Source organism: Halorubrum xinjiangense, from assembly GCF_049604745.1.
Classification (GTDB): domain Archaea; phylum Halobacteriota; class Halobacteria; order Halobacteriales; family Haloferacaceae; genus Halorubrum; species Halorubrum xinjiangense_A.
On record NZ_CP187140.1, the window covers coordinates 1846160 to 1864984 of the forward strand.

Genomic DNA, 18825 nt, shown 5'->3' on the forward strand with positions numbered 1-18825 from the left:
CTCACACCGACGAGCGACGCGACTGTCCCGCGATCATTTATAAGCAAACGGCGGTGCGGTGGCGCGTGCCGGTGAGCGCCGCACCGCGGCGCGAACCGCACGCGCGAGGGAGTCAGTCGCCCGAAGCGGAGCGAGGGCGACTGACGAGGCTGGGGAGGCGTGAGGTGCTGTGCGGTGCGGGGCGGGACTCGAAGGGGCAGCCGGGAGGGCGGCGCAGGCGACGTAAGCACCGAACGAGGGAGCGCGAGCGACCGAGTGAGGCGCGCAGCGAGCGTGCGCCGCCCTCCCGGCTGGGGCTTCAGCGGCCTTCGTCACCGATCCGCTCTCAACGACTTATAAATGAGCGACTATGGCTTCGGCGGTATGCGTCGTCGATCCGCCTGCGACGATTGATAAGCGAGCGGCTGGGGCTTCGACGGTATTCGTCGCCAACCCACGCTCAACGACTTATAAATAGCCGACTAAAACTACTACGTCAAATCCGTCTTAGGCCGTCTCCATCTCCTTTTCGAGCTCGCGGAGCTTCTCGATCCGGCGCTCCGTCGGCGGGTGCGTCGAGGCGATCCGGCCGACGAACCCGGACTTGATGGGGATGATGAAGAACGCGTTCATCTCTGCCTCCTCGCGGAGGTCCTCCTTGGGCACCTTATCCATCCGGCCGTCGATCGTCATCAGCGCCGAAGCGAGCGCGCCGGGCTGCCCGGTGATGAGCGCCGCGCCGCGGTCGGCGGAGTACTCGCGGTACCGCGAGAGCGCGCGGATGAGCAGGAACGAGATCACCCACACCACGATCGACACGAGGATCGCGACGATGACGGGCGCGCCCTGTCGGTTGTCACCGCTGAACAGCCATCCCCACCGGACGATGAAGAAGGCGATAGTCGAGAGGAACGAGGCGATGGTCATCACCATCACGTCGCGGTTCTTCACGTGGGCGAGCTCGTGGGCGAGGACGCCGTCGAGTTCGTCCTCGTCGAGGCTCTGCAAGAGGCCGGTCGTCACCGCGACGGTCGCGTTCTTCTTGTTCCGGCCGGTCGCGAACGCGTTCGGCACCTGCGTGTTCGCGACCGCCACGGTCGGCTTCGGCAGGTCGGCCTGCTGGCTCAGGCGCTCGACCCGGCGGTGGAGGTCGGGGTACTCGTCAGGGTCGACTTCGCGGGCGCCCATGCTCCGCAGCGCCAGCTTGTCGCTGAAGAAGTACTGGGCGAGCGAGAACATCCCGAACATCGCGAGCGTGAAGATGATCCCGACGTTGAACACCTCGATCAGGACGCCGATGAACACGACGTAGAGGGCGAAGAGGAGGAACATCGTGAACCCCATCCGTCCACGCAACCCCCAATCTGTCTTCCAATCCATACCCGGAGATTACCGTTCGGCGCGTTAAAGCCTGCCGGAGCGGGAAGCCGGGGGGTCGACCGGCGTCACGGGCGCGACGAGACGTGGGCCGCGGACACGACGAGCCCGGGGCCGGGGTCGCGACGAAAGCGACACCGAAGGGGTCGAACAACGGCCTTTTGCCCGCGCTGCGCGAGGCGTCCGCATGGAGACTGTCCTCGTCACCGGCGGCCGCGGCGCCTCCGGGCGCTGGGTCGTCGACCGCCTCGCCGGCGACTACGAGATCGTCGTCGTCGACTACGACCACCCCGGACTCGGCGTCGACCCGGCCCCGAACGTCTCGTTCCGCACGGCCGACCTCGCCGACCGCGGCGAGGCGCTCGACGTCGTCGCCGCCGTCGACCCCGACGCGGTCGTCCACTGGGCGGCGATCCCCGTCGCCGGCACCCACCCCGAGGGGCGCGTGTTCGAGACGAACGCGCTCGCCGCGAAGCACGTCCTCGACGCGGCCGGCCGGGCCGACGCCCCGATCGTCCAGGCTTCCAGCGACGGCGCCTACGGCTTCTTCTTCGCCGACCCGACGCCGTTCCCGGACGAGCTACCGATCACCGAGGCCCACCCACTCCGCCCCGAGGACCCGTACGGGCTCTCGAAAGTGACCGCGGAGGCGGCGGCGGGCGCGGTCGCGCGCCGCCACGACGTCCCCGCCGTCTCGCTCCGCCCGTCGTGGATCCAGTACCCCGGCGACTACGCCTGCCGCGCGGAGGAGTACGTGTCCGACCTCGACGCGGGCGCCGGCAACTTCTGGTCGTACGTGGACGCCCGCGACGTCGCCGACCTCGTCGCGGCCGCGCTCGCGGACCTGCTCGGCGACGACCCCGCAGTACCCCCGAGCACCCACGAGGCGGTCAACTGCGTCGCGGCCGACAACGCGCTCGGCCGGCCCCTGCTCGACCTCCTTCGGGAGTCGTACGGGGAGATCCCGGACGACTGCGCGGTCGACAAGAGCGAACTCGCCGAAGGCGACGACCGCGGCGCCTACGCGATCGAGAAGGCGGAGGAGCTGTTCGGGTGGACGCCGTCGCGCTCGTGGCGCGACGCGGCCGACGCGGCGGTCGAGGAGCCGACGTTGTTCGAGGGATAGATCCGAGGGTTCTCCCTCACGTTACCAAACAGATATTCGATCGAACGGCACCTCACTCGTCGGAATAGCCGACGAACCGCGCCATCCGACGAACTGTCGTCTCGGTGATCTCGCCTTCGACCCGAGCGACCGCCCGGTCGACGGTCGCCTCGCGCAGCGACACGACCGCCCACGGGGCGACGAACAACTCTCGATCGAGCCCTCCCTCGACGAACGCGCCGGCGAGCGGGACCGACGCGTCGTACTCCTTCGTCGAGATACCGGCACCGATGTACTGCTCACCCGCGAACGGGGGGGAGCCGTCGCTGACGATCAGGTAGGGCCGCCGCGGCGCGTTGCCGAACGGGTCCGACGCGACGACGACGGTTCCGCGTCGATACATCAGCCGTCGGTCGATTCGTCTCCCGACTCGTCCGCGTCGATGTCCGGAAGGTCGGCGTCCCAGTCGTCGGTGCGGTCGTAGCCGTCGCCCGCGAACGCGTCCGCGACCGCGCGGAGACCGATCTGGGCCGCGGTGTGGGCGTCGTACGCCTCGGCGTTGATGGCCCAGTACTCGCCCTTGTGCCGGACGAGCCCCCGCTGTTCGAGTCGCCTGAGCGTCGTGCCGACGCTTCCGCGGGGGATGTCGAGTTCCTCCGCGAGCTCGCTCGGCCGGAATCCCAGTTCCGGGTTCCGAGCGAGGAACTCGAGGATTCGGCGCCCGTTGGTGTCTTCGTCCGGGAGATCGCTCGGACGGTAGCTGTCGAAGTCGACCGGCATTGTAAACGTACGTAACCGTACGTCAGTGTCCGTCATAATATTGTGGGCCGTCATGTCGAGTCCGCTCGTCGCGCGTCGCGAGGCATCGACGGTAACATCGACGACGCCGACCCCACGGTTCAGATCGACAGGATTGCGTTGACGAGCGTTCGCGTCGCGATGGCGGTGCCCGCGCCGAGCCACGTCAGGAGGACGAAGTGGATGTAGCCGTTCGCGGGGTTGCCGCCGTCGATCCGGCGGATCATCTGCGAGGAGAGCGCCGCGTTGAACAGGACGACGGTCAGGAGGAGGTACTCGATGAGCGGGATGTCGTAGGCGCCGGGGTAGACGATCTGGCCGATGTCCATCTGGTCGAGCCCGAAGTCAGCGGTCAGGTCGGCTAAGATCGCGACGATCTCCAGCCCGATGAAGAAGGCGAACGTCGCGGCCGCGGTGATCCCGTACAGCAGGCCGATGAACGTCATCGCCGCCTGCCGGCGCTGCTCGCGAAGCTGGTTGACGGCGTTCATGTTCTTCGAGATCAGCTCGCCGAGCATCTTCGGGTCCCCGCCCATCCGCCGCCCGACGAGGTACATCTCGGAGAACTTCTGGATAAGGTACGAGCGCGTGTCGCGCGTGAACGCTCGCCACGCGCCTTCGGTGCTGATCCGCATGTTGAGCCGGCGGTAGAGCCGCTCGATGGCCTCGGAGAGCTCGCCGAAGTTCTTGTCGCGCAGCGTCGTCAGGACGTCCGTGGTCGTCGACTGCTTCGCACTCTCGGTCGCGCCCAGCGCGCGCACGAACGACGGGAACTCGCCGTCGCGGGCTGTGATCGCCTGCTCCTCGCTCCGGAGGATCACCCCGGTGATGATCAGCGGCGAGATGGGAACCGCCAAGTACAGCGGCAGCCGGACGTCGTCGAGGAAGAAGAGGAGGCCGGGGAGGCCGGGACCGTATCCGAACATCCCGGCGGCCGTGATCCCGATGAGTAAAAGCGAGAGCCCGCCGCCGCCGATCAAAGAGCCCCACAGCTTCAGGTCGCCGGGCGCCCGCTCGTCCGGGTGGTACCAGATCGGGTCGTACGGCGACGTGGCGCGGATCATCGCGTAGAAGCCGAGCTGGACGAACACGAAGAGGACGATGACGGCCGCGACCGTCGCGGTCGGGTCGTTACCGGTGAGGATCGGGAGGACGACGGCGAACACTAAGGCGAACGTCATCGAGAGGATCATCGACATGTACAGGTCCTTCATCACCTCCAGGTTCGAGAGCGCGGACTCGTAGCGGGTCTCGTACTGCGCGAGCATGACGTCCTGCTCGGAGACGAGGAACTCCTCTAACGACTGCCCCGCGCCCATCGTGTAGCCGAGGCGGTCGAAGAAGTCGGCCATCGCGTCGGAGGGGACCTCCTGGGCCCGACGGCGACACGCGTCGTCGAGGCTCTGGTTCCACGTGTCGACGAGGTGGACGACGCGGCCGATCTCCTCGGCGGCGACGCCGTACTCCTCCTCTTTCGCCAGCGTCCGGAACACCTCCATCCGGTCGATGTTCGTCGTCGATAGCACCGTCATATGGGTCATCACGAGGTGCAGCTGGTTGTCGATCTTCGTCTCCAGGCTGGAGAGGTAGATCTTCGGGTAGATGACGGCCGCGAACAGGATGAGCCCGCCGAACATCGGGATCGGGACCCGGGCGGCGAAGGGGAGCGGGAGCGCGACCAGGCCGACGACGCTGCCGAGGAAGACGAACAGGGCCGGCAGCAACACGAGGCCGACGTACTTCCCCTTGGAGATGTCGAGCTGCTCGTACGACTCCAGCACCTCGGAGGTCAGCTGCGCGGCCGTCGCGAGCCCGTCGCCCATCCGTTTCACGGCCATCGTCGCTACCTCGTGTTCCGGTGCATGTCGAAGGGGAGCCCCTCGACCCCGTCACGCTGGAAGGCGTTGATCGCGTCGTTGACCTCGTGGTAGCCGAGGATTCCCTCCTGGATCATCCGTTCGATCAGCTCCGCGCGGAAGTCGAGGTCGTCGTAGATGTCGCGGGTGTCGGCGTATCCCAGCAGGGTCGCGATCTGCTCTTCGAGCACGTAGGAGTTGTTCATCCCCTGGAAGACGATCTCGTCTTCGACGGGGTCCCAGCTGAACACCTCGCGGGTGACGACCCCCTCCATCTCCTTGGAGTACCCCTCGATCTCTTGGACGCTCGTCACGCGGCGCAGGACCTGATCGCCCTGTTTCACGCGGTTCTGGAACAGCGCCACGTCGGCGTTGTCCATGAACGTCTCCGGGACGTTGATCGGCTCGGAGGTGAACCGCTGGATCATCGAGACGATGTCGGACGCGTGGAACGTCAGCATGACCGGGTGTCCCGTCTGGGCCGCCTGGAACGCCATGCGCCCCTCGGCGCCACGGACCTCGCCCACGATGATGTAGTCGGGGCGCGACCGCAGCGCGGCGGCGACGAGGTCGAACATGTCGACGTCAGAGGAGCCCTCGCCGCCGCCCTCGCGGGTCAACAGCTGCTGCCAGGTGCTGTGCGGCGGGATGACCTCGGCGGTGTCCTCCGCGGTGTAGATCTTCGAGTCGTCCGGAATGAACGAGAGGATGGCGTTCAGCGTCGTCGTCTTCCCGGACGCCGTCTCCCCGACGACGAACACCGTCTGCTCGTTCTCCAGACAGAGCCAGAGGTAGGCCGCCAGCTGCGGCGACAGCGTCCCCCAGTTGGTGATCTGGTTGATCGACAGCGGGACCTCCTCGCCCTGCCGAATCGTGAGCGAGGAGCCCTTCAGCGAGACGTCGTCGGAGTAGATGATGTTGATACGCGACCCGTCCGGCAGCGTGGAGTCGACGATGGGGTCGGAGTCGGAGAGCGGGTCGCCGATCCGCTCGCCCATGTTGCGCAGCCAGTTGTCGAACTCCTTCGGCGTGCCGAAGTCGACGGTCGTCTCCAGCATGCCGAACGTGCCGTGGTCGACGTGACACTCCTTGGGGCCGATGACGTGAATGTCCTCGTTGGCCGGGTCGCGCATCACCGGTTCGAGCGGGCCGAGCCCGACGATGTCGCGGTTGAGCCGGTAGCGGATGTTCTCGTACGTCTCCTCCGTGACCGACAGCTTCCCGAAGTTGCGGATCTTCGAGAGCCCGCGGCGCAAGCCGGTCGCGGTGTCGTCGACGTGGGTGACCTCCTCTAACAGCTCCTCGATGAGGTCGTCGTACTCCGCCTCGTTCTCCGGCGCGCTGTGTTGGCCGCTCACGGTGAGCAGCCGGTTTTTCACCTCGTTGAGGATCTCCGCCTGCGGGCCGGACACCTCGGGCTCGATGGCGTAGTACTTCGTGTCCTGGCCGAGGTCGCCGTAGATGTGGCTGTAGATGGGGCCGCCGACCGGGTAGATGACGTTCGGCCGGGCGGACTCGTACTCGTCTTTCGGCTCCTCGATGAACTGCGGGAACTCCCCGGTGATCTGTTTGAACTCGCGGAGGTGCTCCAGGAGGTGCGGCCGCCGCATGGCCGCCTTTCGGAGCTCTTCGGACGGTTTGGCGGTGCCGTGTTCGGTCATGTCCTACGCCCGGTCGTCGTGGTGGTCGCGGTCCGCGCGCGCGGACCGGCTGTGCGTCGGCGGGTCATGTGTTAGGCGACGCTGCGGCTCTCGATGACGATTCCGGTTCCGGACCGGACCGAGAACCCGATCGTGTCGCCGACCTGTTCGCCCATGCCCGCGAACCGCTTCACGTTGATCTGCCGGCGGATGTCGTTGCCCACCTCGATCATCTCGAGCTGGAGGAACACGTCCGCGATCGACCGGAACGGGCCGATCGCGTCGTCGTCGACCGCCGAGGGGTCGACGGTGAGCACGACCACCTTCCCCTGCGAGATGATCTCGCGGAAGAAGGAGATGATCTCCAGGGCAGCCTGCCGCTCCTCGTTCTTCCGAACCAGCGCCTCGAAGGTGGGGTCGTTCCGGAAGATGGCGTCGAACGTGTCGAGGAAGACAACGTCGGAGTTCCACATCGCATCGGCGTTCATCAGCCGCTTGAGCAGCTCCTTGCGCTCGCCGTCGCCGTCGGAGAACGCGCCGCCGGAGTCGAAGTCGGCGTGGAGAAAGAGCAGCTCCTCTTGGAGGAGCGGCTTCACCATGTCGTACTCCAGCGAGTGCATCTGGTCGATGAACCCGCGGACGGTGAGCTCCGTCGACATCATCGTCACGGAGGCGCCCTCCTGGACGAGGCCGTAGGCGAACCGCTGGGAGATGGCGCTTTTACCCGCGCCGTAGTCGCCCTCCATGAGGACGATGCTGCCGCGGGGGATGCCGCCGCCCAGCTCCTTGTTGAGCCGGTCGCGGTCGCCGAGACCGAGGGAGAGGAGGTTGTCGTGGGGCATCTCAGTTACCCCCCTCCACGCGGAACTGGAACAGCTCCTCGTCGCCGTTCACGGAGAGGTAGACGCGGTGGTCGCCGTCGACGAGCCCGCCGTCTCGGCCCTCGATCTCGCTCACGTCTATCGTGAGCCGCAACACGTCGCCGCGGCTCCACGCGTTCGCGCCGTCCGCGGAGACGAGCTCCCCGGAGAGGGCGCCCGGCCGGACGTACGCGCCGTCGAAGACGACGTCGAGGTCGGAGCCGACGGGCGCCAACCGATACGTGCCGGTGTTCTTTATCAACAGCGTGACGTTCTGGTCGCCGCTCGCGTTGTACACCCCCGCGCTGGGGTCCGAGATGATCGTCACGTCAGTTCGGAGCTGCTCGGTCGCGTCGAGGCCAGCGTCGTCGACGGCCGCGCTCACGCGGTCGACGCCGGTCGTGATCGTGCCGACGACGCCGGCGGCGATCACCAGGCTCGCGATGAATAAGATGAGGTGGGAGACGGGAACGCTGGCCATCTACGCGCTCACCTCCGTCACGGTCTCAGCGTCGCGGACGCCGGACTCGACGACGAGGACGACGCGGGTGCCGTCCCCGATCGTCGTCGCCGTGTCGTCCTGTGTGACGGTGATCGAAAGCGTCTCGTCCCCGAGCCAGAGCGCCGTGTCGCCGTCGCCGTCGACGGTCGTGGACGCGTTGGCTCCGCCCACGTCGACGTACTCGTTGCCGACGACGAGCGTCGCGTCGTCCGCGACGAGGCCGACCGAGCCCTCGTTGGTGGCGTTGACGGTGAGGGTCTCGGTGTCGGCGTCGAAGGTCGCGTTCGTCACGGCGAAGTCGGTGTTCTGCCGCTCGAGCGCGCGCTCGTTGATGCCGTTTTGGGCGTCGGAGACGCGGTCGAGCCCGTTGGCCGCCACGGGGTAGAACGTCGTGAACGCGAAGAACAGCCCCGCGACGATGATGGCCGTGGACGCGGAGACGCTAACGCCCATCTCCCCACCCTCCGTCGGCCGGATCGGCGCGGTCGGAACGGGGATTCGGGTCGTTCATCGGTCGCGTGGAACCGTTCCGGTCGCGCCGGTCGTCGCGGTGGCCGTCGCGTCGGTCCGTGTCCGCCTCGCGTCCCGCGCCGTCGCGCTCCGCCGGGTCGCGGTCCGCGCCGTTCGTCCGTCGCTCGCGGTCGGGCGCGTCCCGCCGGCCGGGCTCGTCGTGACCGTTCCGCTTCGATTCCGGCCGATCGTTGCGGTCGTTGCGACCGTTGCGACCGTTGCGCCCGGAATCGACGCGTCCGCCCCGCCGACCGCCGCGGCGCCCGTTGACGGGCCCGCCGCCGACGAGCGAGCCGCCGGCGAGGTCGTCCCAGCGGTCCAACAGGACCGTGTGGCTGCTGGTGCCGTTGAGCTGGGTCACGTACCGGAGGCTGCGGGTGTGGTGTTCGCGAACGAGCCGGTCGGTGCCCGGCCGATCGACGAGGTTGCGGTCTATCGTGCCGAACCCGGAGAGGAAGTCCCGGAGCCGCCCGGCGGCGTCGGGACCGATCCACTCGATCCGCTCGTAGTAGTTGATCGCGCGCACCGCGTCGGTGACGTCGCTCTCGGAGACGAGGAACTCCAGCCACTCCATCACGAGGAGGTCGCCGACGTAGTCGCCCGGGAGTTCGGTGAGGTACGGCTTGCCGCGGCCGTTCCCTCCCGAGAGGTCGTCTTTCCCCACGTACTCGAAGCCGCCGGATGCCTCGGCGGGGTCGCCGCCGGGCTGACGGTTGGGTACCGGCTCCGGATCGGTACCGCCCGCCGGTTCGGGGTCGGCCGCCGGCTCGGGGTCGGCCGCCGGTTCGGGGTCCGCCGGTTCGTCAAACCCGTCGAGGCCGTCGTCCTCGGCGCCGCCGAGGTCGTCGCCCCCGAAGCCGTCGTCGGCGTCGTCGAACGAGTCGGTTTCGTCGCCGGGGTCGTCGAACGAGTCGGTTTCGTCGCCGGGGTCGTCGAACGAGTCGTCCCCGTCCTCGAACGGGTCCTCGTCCGCGGCGTCGTCGCCCTCCTCGGCCCAGTCGGCCTCCCCGGAGTCGTACTCTTCTTTCAGTTCGCTGAAACTCTTTCCATCGTCGTTCATGTCGTCTCCGTCGTCCGCCGTTTCGGTCTCGGACGCGGCGTCGTCCGTGCTGTCGTCGTCCAGTTCGTCGAACTCGTCGTCGAGGTCGTCGAACCCGTCGTCGCCGTCGAGGTCGTCGAACTCGTCGTCGCCGTCCGCGTCGTCGTCCAGGTCGTCGAACCCGTCGGCCTCTTCCTCCTCGTCGAGGAGGTCGTCGTCGAAGAACCCGTCCGCGTCGGCGTTCGCGACGTCCTCGTCGAGGTCCTCCTCCTCGCCGCCGTCCTCGTCGTCGAAGATGCCGAACGAGCCCTCGCCGCCGCCGGCGACGCTGTCGAAGCCGCCGCCGTCGTCGACGAACGGGTTGATGCCGCGGGTGACCATCTCGTAGATGTCGAGGAGGTTGCGGACGTCCTCCTCGATGTCGTCGACGGCGTTCGATATCTCCTCGTTCTCCGAGCGGACCGTTGAGACGGTCGAGGAGAGCGACGCGACCTCGTTTTCGAGCTCGTCGAGCCGGTTCTCCAGCTCGTCGGTGGCCGCGCCGCCGCCGCCACCACCGCCGTCGTCGAACTCGTCGTCCCACTCGTCCATGCCGTCGAAGTCGTCGAAGCCGTCGCCGCCGCCACCGCCGCCACCGCCGCCGCCCATGCCGCCACCCATCCCTCCGCCACCCATGTCGCCGCCGAAGGGATCGTCGTCGCCGTCCATACCTCCGGAACCGTCGTCGTCGGATCCGTCGTCGTCGAGGAACCTGTCGAGGACGCTCGCACCGACGAGCCCCAGCGTGGCGACTGCCCAGGCGGCGGTTGGAGCTCCCCACACCGGTAGTTCGAGGCCCATTACCGTGTACGACCCGCAGAACACACTTCAATTCACCCCTCAAAATATCAGCCATGAGAAAGCACCGCGCGGTGCGGTTCTCGGCGGTTGGTCGGGTGAGGACGGAGAATTCTGGGGGTAATCGAAAACGAATCAGCTTCCGATCGACGGTCAGATCGCTCGTTCGAAGCCGTCCGCGGCCCGGACGACGAGCCGACCGTCCGGCCCGAACCGGACCGTCCGCCCCACTGCGTCGCCGACGTCGCTGGCGACGACCGGGACGCCCGCGGCGTCGAGCACCTCGCCGACGCGCTCGACGTTCCGCGGGCCGACCGCGTCGGTAAGGTCGAGCATCTCGGCGCCGCCGGCGACCCGCGCCTCCAAGCGAAGGGGGTCGGCGCCGGCGTCGTCGAGCTCCCCGATCAGCGAGTCGATCCCCGTGTCGACGTACTTCGCGGGCCGCGAGACGGCCGTTGTGCGGCCCTCGCCCGCGGGCAACATGGCGTGGAGGAGACCCCGGACGCCCGCCCGCTCGTCGACGAGCGCGACCGCGACGCAGGAGCCGAGCCCGCTGGTCGTCAGGACCGCGTCGTCGCTCGTGACCGCGAGCTCGCCCACGCCGACCTTGATCCGGCCCGGGTCGTCGGGAATCGCGCCACCGGTGACGGCCGCGGGCTCGGCGTCGGCGACCGGGTCCCCGCCGCTCTCCGTTCGGTCCGCCGGCTCGTCCGGCCGATCGTCGGAGAGCGAGCGGGTCACGACCCCGAGAGCCGGTCGAGCGCCCGGGCCAGTTCGCGCTCGTCGGGGAGCGCGTACACGTCACACCGCGCCTGGATCCCCTCCGTCTGGATCGCGGTGTCGATCACGAACCCGTAGTCCTGCCGCTCGCTCAGCTTCGCGACGAGCGGGCTGATCGTCGACGCGCCGATGTCGTGAACGAACTCCGGCGGCGAGTGAGTGATCGACGTGCCGAGGACGTTCGCCCACCCGTCGATGAACCCGCTCGTCATCACGTTGCCGAGCTCGCAGAGCGCGTTCTGGGCCATGTCGCCGAGAGGCTCGTCGGGGTCCATCGGGAGCATCGCGTCCGCGACCGCCGCCGCCGAGGACTCCTCGAAGAGGATGGCGAGGTAGCCGCTCGGCTCCCCCTGAAGCTCGAACACCGTGCCCGCGTGCGGCTCGGTGCCGACCTCCGCGGGCACGTCCGCCAGCGGGACGAACCGGAGCCGGCTCACGTCGACGCTGGTCTCTAACCCGGTCATCATCGCGATGTTGTCGGCGGCGTTGGCCGACCCCTTCTTCGCCAGCGACGAGAACGTCGACAGCGACTCGTACGGCACCGCTGTGCTGGACGTGCCGCCGTCCGCCTCGCCGCCGGCCGTCGCCGCGGGCGCCGTCTTCCCGACGATGAGGTCGCGAAACGGGCCCGAATCGGGCAGCATGTAGATGGAGAAGTCGAGGTCGGTCGTCGTCGCGTCGAGGCGGCTCTCGAAGAGGAACACGCCGTCGCCGGCGAGCGCGCCGTCGGGCAACACCGCCGCGCCGTCGGCCTCGAAGTAGCGCGGCGGCGACATGTCGATCGCCTTCCCGAGGTAGTTCGCCCAGCCGTCGAGGAAGCCCCCCAGCGCGATGTTGCCGACCTCCGTCACCGCGCTCCGCTCCATCGACTGCCCCCCGGGGAGCAGCGAAAGTAGAGCGTCGACGTTCGCGGCATCGAACGCGAGGACCGCCTCGCCGTCCAGCCCGCCGCGGAGCCCGACGCTCACGCCGATCGACTCTCGACCCGCGAACGACTCGGCGAGGTCCTCGCCGCTGGCGACGCTCGCGCCCGTCACCTCCACCGCGAGGTCGGTCCCGGTGAGGTCCGAGAGCGCGCCGGCGGCCTGTTTGGCCCCCCGCTCCGCGAGGCGGTTACAGGCGCCGAGCGCGCGGACGTCGACGCGCATTATACCGCCGAACCGATGGCGTCGAGCACGTTCGGCTTCTGGAACGGCTTCGTGATGTACCCCTCCGCGCCGGCCTTGATCGCCGCCTTCATCTTCTCCTCCTGGCCGACGCTGGTGCACATGATCACCGTCGCGTCGGGGTTCTCCTCTAAGATCTCCGTCGTCGCCTCGATCCCGTCGCGGATCGGCATCACGATGTCCATCATCACGAGGTCCGGCCCGTGCTCCTCGTACATGTTGACCGCTTCCACCCCGTTCTCCGCCTCCCCGACGATCTCGAACTCGCCTTCGAGGATCTCTCGGAGGAGGTTCCGCATGAACTCCGAGTCGTCGGCGATGAGTACCCGCGTAGCCATTGTTGTCTGAAGCGGGGCACAGCGAACACTTAATCGCTCCCCCGCGGTTCTCAGCGATGAGAACGGAGTGGGGCGCGGCCGGTCCCCGCCGACAGAGTCACACCCAGTGACCGAGGAGGTGGACGGCGCCGACGAGGACGGTCCCGCCGAACGCCTCGCGGGTGCCGAACGGGAGCGGGAGCATCCCCACGCTGTCGGACCCCTCGTCGGCGGGCGCGTCGCCGTCAGAATCCGCGCCGGGCGAGTCGGTCCCATCGTCACCGTCGTCGCTCTCGTCGCCGTCGTCGGCCTCATCCTCGTCGGCCTCGTCGCTGCCGTCACCCTCGTCGGCACCGTCACCTTCGCCGTCGGGGTCTGCCTCACTGCCGTCGCCGTCGACGTCGGTCTCGTTCCCGTCCGCGTCGGTCGCGTCGTCGTCGATCGTCGTCGTCGCCGGGTCCTCCTCAACGGTCAGCGTCCCGCCGTGGGTGTCGCCGTCGAGTCGAAGGGTGAACGGGTAGGTTCCCGGATCGAGGTCGGGGGTCACCGAGCTGAATTTGAATGACTGGGACTTGTTTGGATCAAGTCGGACACCCCACGACCCGGAAACAGTTCCGTTGTTGACCGTGAGCGTCAATTCTCCCTTACCGGGGAGTCCACCGATATTACGCGCCGTAGCACCAATCGCTGATAGGTTCCTACCCTCGGTAACTGTAACGTTTTTTGGGGCATTTTCAATCACAAGCCGATCCGGATTATTACTATCACCAACAATCACAGCTGTTCTGCTGTCACGATGAATTGATCCTTGGTACAGGTTGTAATTGAGACGTGTTCCGGGAGCCAGTCCATCAGTGTCAAAATTGACACTGAAGTTATCATCAGATATTTGTAACTGAGACTCCTTCCGATATGGAGCATCGCTAGCATCATTTACTAGTGTTGCGGAGGTTTCGGTAGCTGGCAATAGTGAGGTGGTTCCTGAGATGCGTCCATTTTCAGCTTCAACGAGGATTTCACCCTCGTCGGAAACATGATTGTATCGGACGAACCGCTCTCGGATCGTGAATGATGCCTCTGCGCGCATTCCATCGTCGCTGGTTCCCCAGTAGGGGAACTGTTCTGAGCGCTCGCCGTCACTCCTCACAGGATCGAATGCTGCCGGCAATGTTGAGCGATTTGTGGTGTTGAACCGGTATCGGTCTCCTTCTACCCCCTCAAGCGCGAACTCAACAGCGAACGTATCACCCGGTTCAGGATTGTGAGTAAACGGGCCGTCATCACCCGTATTTAACACAAGATAGAATTGGCTGGGGGCATCTGGGGTATTCAGTTTATCTCCGTCCGCTAAGATGAGTGTCACATCGTTTGTATCCGTCTGTGATAGGTCAAGTTCTGATCGCGGTTCGTTTCCGGTTGGGTTCGTCTGTTGAATCTGAAGGGAAACACCCTCTTCAGCCGCTATCAGGTCGGATAGCGCTTGGGCGTTTATTGGTTCTCCTGCTTGAACTGAGTCCGAATCTGCGGCAAAGTACGATAGCGCGCCCCAGATGCCGGTCGATTCAAACCCAAGTATAACATGATTACCTTCCGTTACCGTGGTCCGGTCAAGTCCATTTTCACGAAGTTCAGCAAGTGATTCCGTATTAATATCCTCGTTAACTATTGCCGGATCAATGCTAGTGGACACTTCAACGCTATTGCGAAGCGTTGGCTTCTTCAGAACGAGGTCTGCCTGATCCGCAGCCGCGGTCGGTGTCACCACACCGGAGTCGTCTACTGTAAACTTCCCGTCAGTAATCGCGAGACGGTATCGCTGCGGTACCAGTGGGCGCACAAGCCCACCAGCCCCGGTCGCACCAGAGGATGCGCTAAGATTGGAGAGGCTATCAGCGATTACGTTCCCATTCGTATCACGGAACTCCAAATCACAGGAGACCCGTTCAAGTCCGCAGCTTTCCACAGTAGATTCATCCGTTCCAATTAGTCTCGTATTTATTGTTGTCGACGTACCATCGAGCTTGATAACATCAACAAAGCCGACTGGCTGGCCAGTATCACTAATTCGATTTCCGCCAATTAGCAGGTATGTATCCCCATCTGGATCGAACCCGTGAGTGATTTCGATTGGATCGCCCGCAACCCCGGTGTAAGTCGATTGTGTGAATTCACCGCTAATCGCTTGTTGGTTCGGGGAATATACTGGGCTAAGAGAGTTAGCCGAAGTCGATATGGATGTTTCATGACTGATCGGTGAAGACGTGTCTGCGTGGTCGCCTGATACAGGTGGAACCGTGATGAGGATAATAACGAGTACAACGAGGAGTAAGCATCCAGTCGCGCCAGATTGAATACAGGATATGTTTGACCAGTCAATTTGAGGCCAGCTCGATTCAGCGTCAGTCACCTCCTCAGTGCTAGAAGTCGTTGAATGTGTACAAGACGTGTTGGCTGAGCCGTCGTGTTTCATTGTCATTGGGGTAGTTTGATAAAGCTAAGAGACAGCTTGTGCGCTATTACTGATTACTTTCCAAGTAACCAACTAAAGCGTGTTCGTCAAATTATCAAATGCGCAATTTACATAGAATATAGCACAAAACTGTCCGATGCGAGCGGAGTCCGGGGTCCGAAGAATTAAGCCCGGGCGGCGCCCGATCCACGCCAAGATGCCATCGTGTCCCCGCTGTGACGCTCCGGTCGACGACAACGCGCGGTACTGCGCGCAGTGCGGCGCCCCGCAGACGGAGGACGCGGCCGAGGAGCTCGACGAGTACGTTCAGCGACAGGCGGAGCAGGTCGCGGGGGGCGGCGGCGAGTCCGGCGACGGCGGCTCGGGGGGTACCGACGCGTTCCCGTCGAAGGAGGAGCTGACCGACCGCGAGCAGCTCTGGCGGCGAGGGTCGTACGTCCTCGGCTACGGGACGGTCGTCGTTGCGCTCACGCGGGTGCCGGCCCCGGAGTCGTGGCCGCTGATCCTCGCCGGGATCGCAATTTTACCGCCGATTCGGCGGCTCACCGCGGAGCCGCTCGGGAGTCCGCTGAAGCGTGAAGTGATGGCGGGGATCTACGCGGTGTTCGCGCTGATCGGGATCGTGCTGTTCGTGCTGTTGTGACTCACTCGATTCTGAATCCGCCCGCGTCCTCGGCGGCGCGCACCAAGTCGCCGATACTGTCGCTCGCGGAGAGCCCCTGACTCGCCGCGAACCGCTTTATCATCACCGGCGGAATGTCCACCGTCGTCTCGGAGGCCGCGAGCAGCAGCCCGATCGCCTCCGGCGTCGGCGAGCTCGGGCCGGCGTTCGACGCGAACCACGATATCAGCGTGTCGAACGTCGCCGTCACGTCGTTCGACACCATCCGCTGGCGGGTGGTGTCGCCGTCCGCGTGGAGCGTGGCGTCGATGCCGTAGTCGAACCCGTCGCCGTCGAAGGAGTTCGCCAGCCACCGGCTCACCGCCTGTCGGTCGACTGCGTTGCCGCCCGTCGCCGCCTGGCTTCTACGCTGTCCCTGCGCAGCGTCTGGCGGCGGTTGCCCGCCGGATTGCTGTCCGCTGGGCTGCCCGCCGCCCTGCTGGCCGCGCTCGCCGACGCCGGGCCCGGCCGCGCTCGCCCGCGGATCGTCGCCGGCGGGGCGCCGCTCCGACGCGTTCGTCGGGTCGGCCGCGGTAAAGCCGGAGTCGTCGTCGGGTGGCGCGCGGCGCTGCCCCCGCGATCGGCCGACGTTGGGGCGGCCGTTCGTCCCGACGACGTAGCGGCCCTCCCCGATCTCGACGACGTTCTCATCGTCGGTGAAGTCGAGCTCCTCCGGATCGGCCGGTACCGCGTCGTCGTCACTCATGAGCCGTGGTAGCGCACGCCGAAAAATAGGTGTTGCGGGCGGCCGAGCCGCCGCGAACTGGTTACTGCGCTGTGCGTGGCTCGTTAGAGCCGGACCGCTCCGTTGTCGTTATTGTATAGGTCAGGCGATCGAAGTTCGACCTGTGTCACCGCAGACGCAGGGGAAATTATGTCAAGAGTTGCTTTGTCACCCTCACCGAACACAGTCCCTGCCCCGTCACCAAACGGAGAGGAACTGGGATCAAGGATAATAGTTGTCTCCTCGTTTGCGTCGTTTAGTACGGCACTACCTTGGCTGTTAATTTCGCTATCGTCAATGTTGAAATAACCAGCGGTCGTAGAACCGTCAATATTATCTGCCAGAGTCAGTGTCTCTTCACCCTGAGGACCGACAGCCTGAATAACCGTCTCATTAAGATCAATATCATCTGCGCCCGGAGCGGTCGTGATAACAACTCTAATGCTGTCTAGATTGCCATTATCAGCGTTACCAGTAACGATTCCGGTTGTACTCACAACTTCGATCCGGTCAGACACGAGATCAGTACTCTCCTGACCAGTCGCTTCCGCCTGTGATTGAAGGAACCCAGCAGTGTTAATCAGGACACCAGCGGCAATCGCGGCCACCAGCACCATCGCGATGAACACGATGAGAGTTCCAATCCCCACTTGGCCACGATCATCCTCGTTGAGTATTGCTTCGAACATTGTTACAGCCTCACTGAACTATCATCAGACGTGATTGTCGTCGGAACACGGATCTCTTTGACTGTTGAAGCACCCGATGCAGTAGTGAAGGTTACAGTCACCGACTCGTCTTCACCCAGGGAAGCACCGTAACTACTGAATCCAGAGGTGGAATCGAAGTCAAATTCTAATGCAGCTCGATCACTACTATCGGTCAGAACGCCTTCGTTGGCTCCGATGATACCTGTTCCAACCTCACTCCAGTCGATTTCGAATCGATCTTGGCCTTGTTCACCAACGAATTCAATACTGGTCTGATTAAGGTCCACTGCGCCAGAGCCAGGCGACGTCGCGACGACGAACGTCACGTTCTCAATCTCTTGATTAGTGTCAACGTCACCAGACGTACTCACGATCTGGAGCCGGTCGCTCACCTGACTTGTACTCTCTTCGCCCGTTGCTTCTGCCTGCGTCTGGAGGAATCCGGCCGTGTTGATCAGGACGCCGGCGGCGATCGCCGCCACCAGCACCATCGCGATGAACACGATGAGGGTCCCGATCCCCACTTGACCGCGCTCTTCCTCGTCCAGTATGGTTTCGAACATTGGTTGTGTTGCGTCGGCCCCCGGCCTGCCCGGCGGGCGTTATCGTTGGAGATGAGGATTTCCTACTTAAGATCACGTACCCGGTTATCCGTACTGATAAACAGCTGCCTTCTTGCGGTTTTAACATTATTTGTGCGCTAGTAGTTACAGAAGATATCAACGAAATCGGCGCAGCGGTATCAGTTTTGGATCTGTCAGGAACGACGAGGGGGCCAATAGCACGTCTCGGTGTCGGACAGTCGGTGGCGGAGCGAATCGCCGGTCAAATCGACAGATAAAGCGTCTGACGGGATTTTCAGGCGTCCCGTCAGGGGCACAGAGGCCCGTTAGCGCTCGCGTTCGCGCGCTGTCGACTCGGAGCGGGACCGCGTCTCGGGACGGTCCCGCTCGCGGTCGGCCGCCAGCAGTCGGTCGAGGCGGCGCTCGAACTCCGCGTCGGAGAGCTCGCCGTCGACGTAGCGGTGTTTGAGGCGCTCGACCGGGGTCGTCGGTTCCGCGCCGTCGGCGGTCACGCGGTCGGGGGCCGGAGGCGACGCGTCGCGCTCCGCCGCGATCCGGTCCCCGAGGTAGCCGCCGAGCGCGCCGCTGCCGACGACGTACGCCGCGCCGAGCAGCGTGAGCGCGAGGACACCGACGGTCGCCGCGGGCGATACCATAGCGGCGACCCAGACGGCGAAGAATGTCAGCGGCAGCGACAGCAACGCGACCAGCGCGCCCGTCGCGGCGCCGATCCGCGGGCCGCGGGCGGTCGCGGACTCGTCGGTCCAGCTTGCCACCCCCGCACCGACCGCGGGCGCGACGAGGCCGACGACCGGCAGGACGCTCACGAGCACCGTGACCCCGGCGCCGACGCCGGCGCGCGCGAGGAGGTCCGAGAGCCGAGCGACCGTCGAGCGGTCGCCTCCGGCGTCGGCGGTCGTCATCGCGGGCG

Annotated in this window: 19 protein-coding genes; 2 read left to right on the top strand and 17 right to left on the bottom strand. The window is 65.5% G+C overall.

The annotated features are described in order from the left end of the window. Nucleotides 1–486: 486 nt before the first annotated feature. Complete coding sequence (gene htpX / locus ACOZ35_RS10545; RefSeq protein ID WP_424013547.1) at nucleotides 487–1359, bottom strand: zinc metalloprotease HtpX; 873 nt, start codon at nucleotides 1357–1359, stop codon at nucleotides 487–489. 184 nt (nucleotides 1360–1543) lie between these two features. Between htpX and ACOZ35_RS10550 the strand changes: the two genes are divergently transcribed. Further along, nucleotides 1544–2482, top strand: a complete 939-nt coding sequence (locus ACOZ35_RS10550; protein WP_424013548.1) for an NAD-dependent epimerase/dehydratase family protein — start codon at nucleotides 1544–1546, stop codon at nucleotides 2480–2482. Between the two features lie 52 nt (nucleotides 2483–2534). Here ACOZ35_RS10550 and ACOZ35_RS10555 read toward each other — a convergent pair whose 3' ends face one another. The 12 genes from ACOZ35_RS10555 to ACOZ35_RS10610 form a co-directional block, all read right to left on the bottom strand. Continuing rightward, a complete protein-coding gene (locus ACOZ35_RS10555; protein WP_424013549.1) occupies nucleotides 2535–2864 on the bottom strand; it encodes a hypothetical protein in 330 nt (109 codons plus the stop codon). Further along, nucleotides 2864–3241, bottom strand: coding sequence for a MarR family transcriptional regulator (locus tag ACOZ35_RS10560; protein ID WP_424013550.1), 378 nt, complete (start codon nucleotides 3239–3241; stop codon nucleotides 2864–2866). The genes ACOZ35_RS10555 and ACOZ35_RS10560 overlap by 1 nt, the downstream gene beginning before the upstream one ends. Nucleotides 3242–3360: 119 nt before the next feature. Further along, the gene (gene flaJ / locus ACOZ35_RS10565) at nucleotides 3361–5097 is read right to left on the bottom strand and encodes an archaellar assembly protein FlaJ (protein ID WP_424013551.1); all 1737 of its coding nucleotides are present in this window, start codon (nucleotides 5095–5097) and stop codon (nucleotides 3361–3363) included. Between the two features lie 5 nt (nucleotides 5098–5102). Continuing rightward, the gene (locus ACOZ35_RS10570; protein WP_424013552.1) at nucleotides 5103–6776 is read right to left on the bottom strand and encodes a type II/IV secretion system ATPase subunit; all 1674 of its coding nucleotides are present in this window, start codon (nucleotides 6774–6776) and stop codon (nucleotides 5103–5105) included. 71 nt (nucleotides 6777–6847) lie between these two features. Continuing rightward, complete coding sequence (locus tag ACOZ35_RS10575; protein WP_424013553.1) at nucleotides 6848–7597, bottom strand: ATPase domain-containing protein; 750 nt, start codon at nucleotides 7595–7597, stop codon at nucleotides 6848–6850. A gap of 1 nt (nucleotide 7598) precedes the next feature. Continuing rightward, nucleotides 7599–8096, bottom strand: a complete 498-nt coding sequence (locus tag ACOZ35_RS10580; RefSeq protein ID WP_424013554.1) for a flagellar protein G — start codon at nucleotides 8094–8096, stop codon at nucleotides 7599–7601. Beyond that, on the bottom strand, nucleotides 8097–8570 hold the full coding sequence (locus ACOZ35_RS10585; RefSeq protein WP_424013555.1) for a flagellin: 474 nt from the start codon (nucleotides 8568–8570) through the stop codon (nucleotides 8097–8099). Next, the gene (locus ACOZ35_RS10590) at nucleotides 8560–10506 is read right to left on the bottom strand and encodes a FlaD/FlaE family flagellar protein (RefSeq protein WP_424013556.1); all 1947 of its coding nucleotides are present in this window, start codon (nucleotides 10504–10506) and stop codon (nucleotides 8560–8562) included. Before ACOZ35_RS10590 ends, ACOZ35_RS10585 begins: the two co-directional genes overlap by 11 nt. Before the next feature lie 150 nt (nucleotides 10507–10656). Continuing rightward, entirely contained in the window at nucleotides 10657–11244 is a 588-nt protein-coding gene (locus ACOZ35_RS10595) for a chemotaxis protein CheD (protein ID WP_424013557.1), read from the bottom strand. Then, nucleotides 11241–12431 carry a chemotaxis protein CheC gene (locus ACOZ35_RS10600; RefSeq protein ID WP_424013558.1) on the bottom strand — a complete coding sequence of 397 codons (1191 nt, stop codon included), beginning with the start codon at nucleotides 12429–12431 and terminating at the stop codon, nucleotides 11241–11243. Before ACOZ35_RS10600 ends, ACOZ35_RS10595 begins: the two co-directional genes overlap by 4 nt. After that, nucleotides 12431–12787, bottom strand: a complete 357-nt coding sequence (gene cheY / locus ACOZ35_RS10605; RefSeq protein WP_004597560.1) for a chemotaxis protein CheY — start codon at nucleotides 12785–12787, stop codon at nucleotides 12431–12433. Before cheY ends, ACOZ35_RS10600 begins: the two co-directional genes overlap by 1 nt. 97 nt (nucleotides 12788–12884) lie before the next feature. Continuing rightward, nucleotides 12885–15236 (bottom strand): BGTF surface domain-containing protein, encoded by a 2352-nt coding sequence (locus ACOZ35_RS10610; RefSeq protein ID WP_424013559.1) that lies wholly within the window; start codon nucleotides 15234–15236, stop codon nucleotides 12885–12887. 196 nt (nucleotides 15237–15432) lie between these two features. On the opposite strand from ACOZ35_RS10610, the gene ACOZ35_RS10615 reads away from it, so the two are divergent. Next, on the top strand, nucleotides 15433–15879 hold the full coding sequence (locus tag ACOZ35_RS10615) for a zinc ribbon domain-containing protein (RefSeq protein ID WP_424013560.1): 447 nt from the start codon (nucleotides 15433–15435) through the stop codon (nucleotides 15877–15879). Nucleotide 15880: 1 nt separating this feature from the next. On the opposite strand, the gene ACOZ35_RS10620 is transcribed toward ACOZ35_RS10615, so the two are convergent. The 4 genes from ACOZ35_RS10620 to ACOZ35_RS10635 form a co-directional block, all read right to left on the bottom strand. After that, nucleotides 15881–16603 (bottom strand): DUF7500 family protein, encoded by a 723-nt coding sequence (locus ACOZ35_RS10620; RefSeq protein WP_424013561.1) that lies wholly within the window; start codon nucleotides 16601–16603, stop codon nucleotides 15881–15883. 83 nt (nucleotides 16604–16686) lie between these two features. Continuing rightward, on the bottom strand, nucleotides 16687–17310 hold the full coding sequence (locus ACOZ35_RS10625) for an archaellin/type IV pilin N-terminal domain-containing protein (protein ID WP_424013562.1): 624 nt from the start codon (nucleotides 17308–17310) through the stop codon (nucleotides 16687–16689). 2 nt (nucleotides 17311–17312) lie between these two features. Further along, nucleotides 17313–17894: an archaellin/type IV pilin N-terminal domain-containing protein gene (locus ACOZ35_RS10630; protein WP_424013563.1), complete on the bottom strand. Its 582-nt coding sequence runs from the start codon at nucleotides 17892–17894 to the stop codon at nucleotides 17313–17315. Between the two features lie 326 nt (nucleotides 17895–18220). Then, nucleotides 18221–18817: an SHOCT domain-containing protein gene (locus ACOZ35_RS10635; protein WP_424013564.1), complete on the bottom strand. Its 597-nt coding sequence runs from the start codon at nucleotides 18815–18817 to the stop codon at nucleotides 18221–18223. Nucleotides 18818–18825 lie beyond the last annotated feature (8 nt).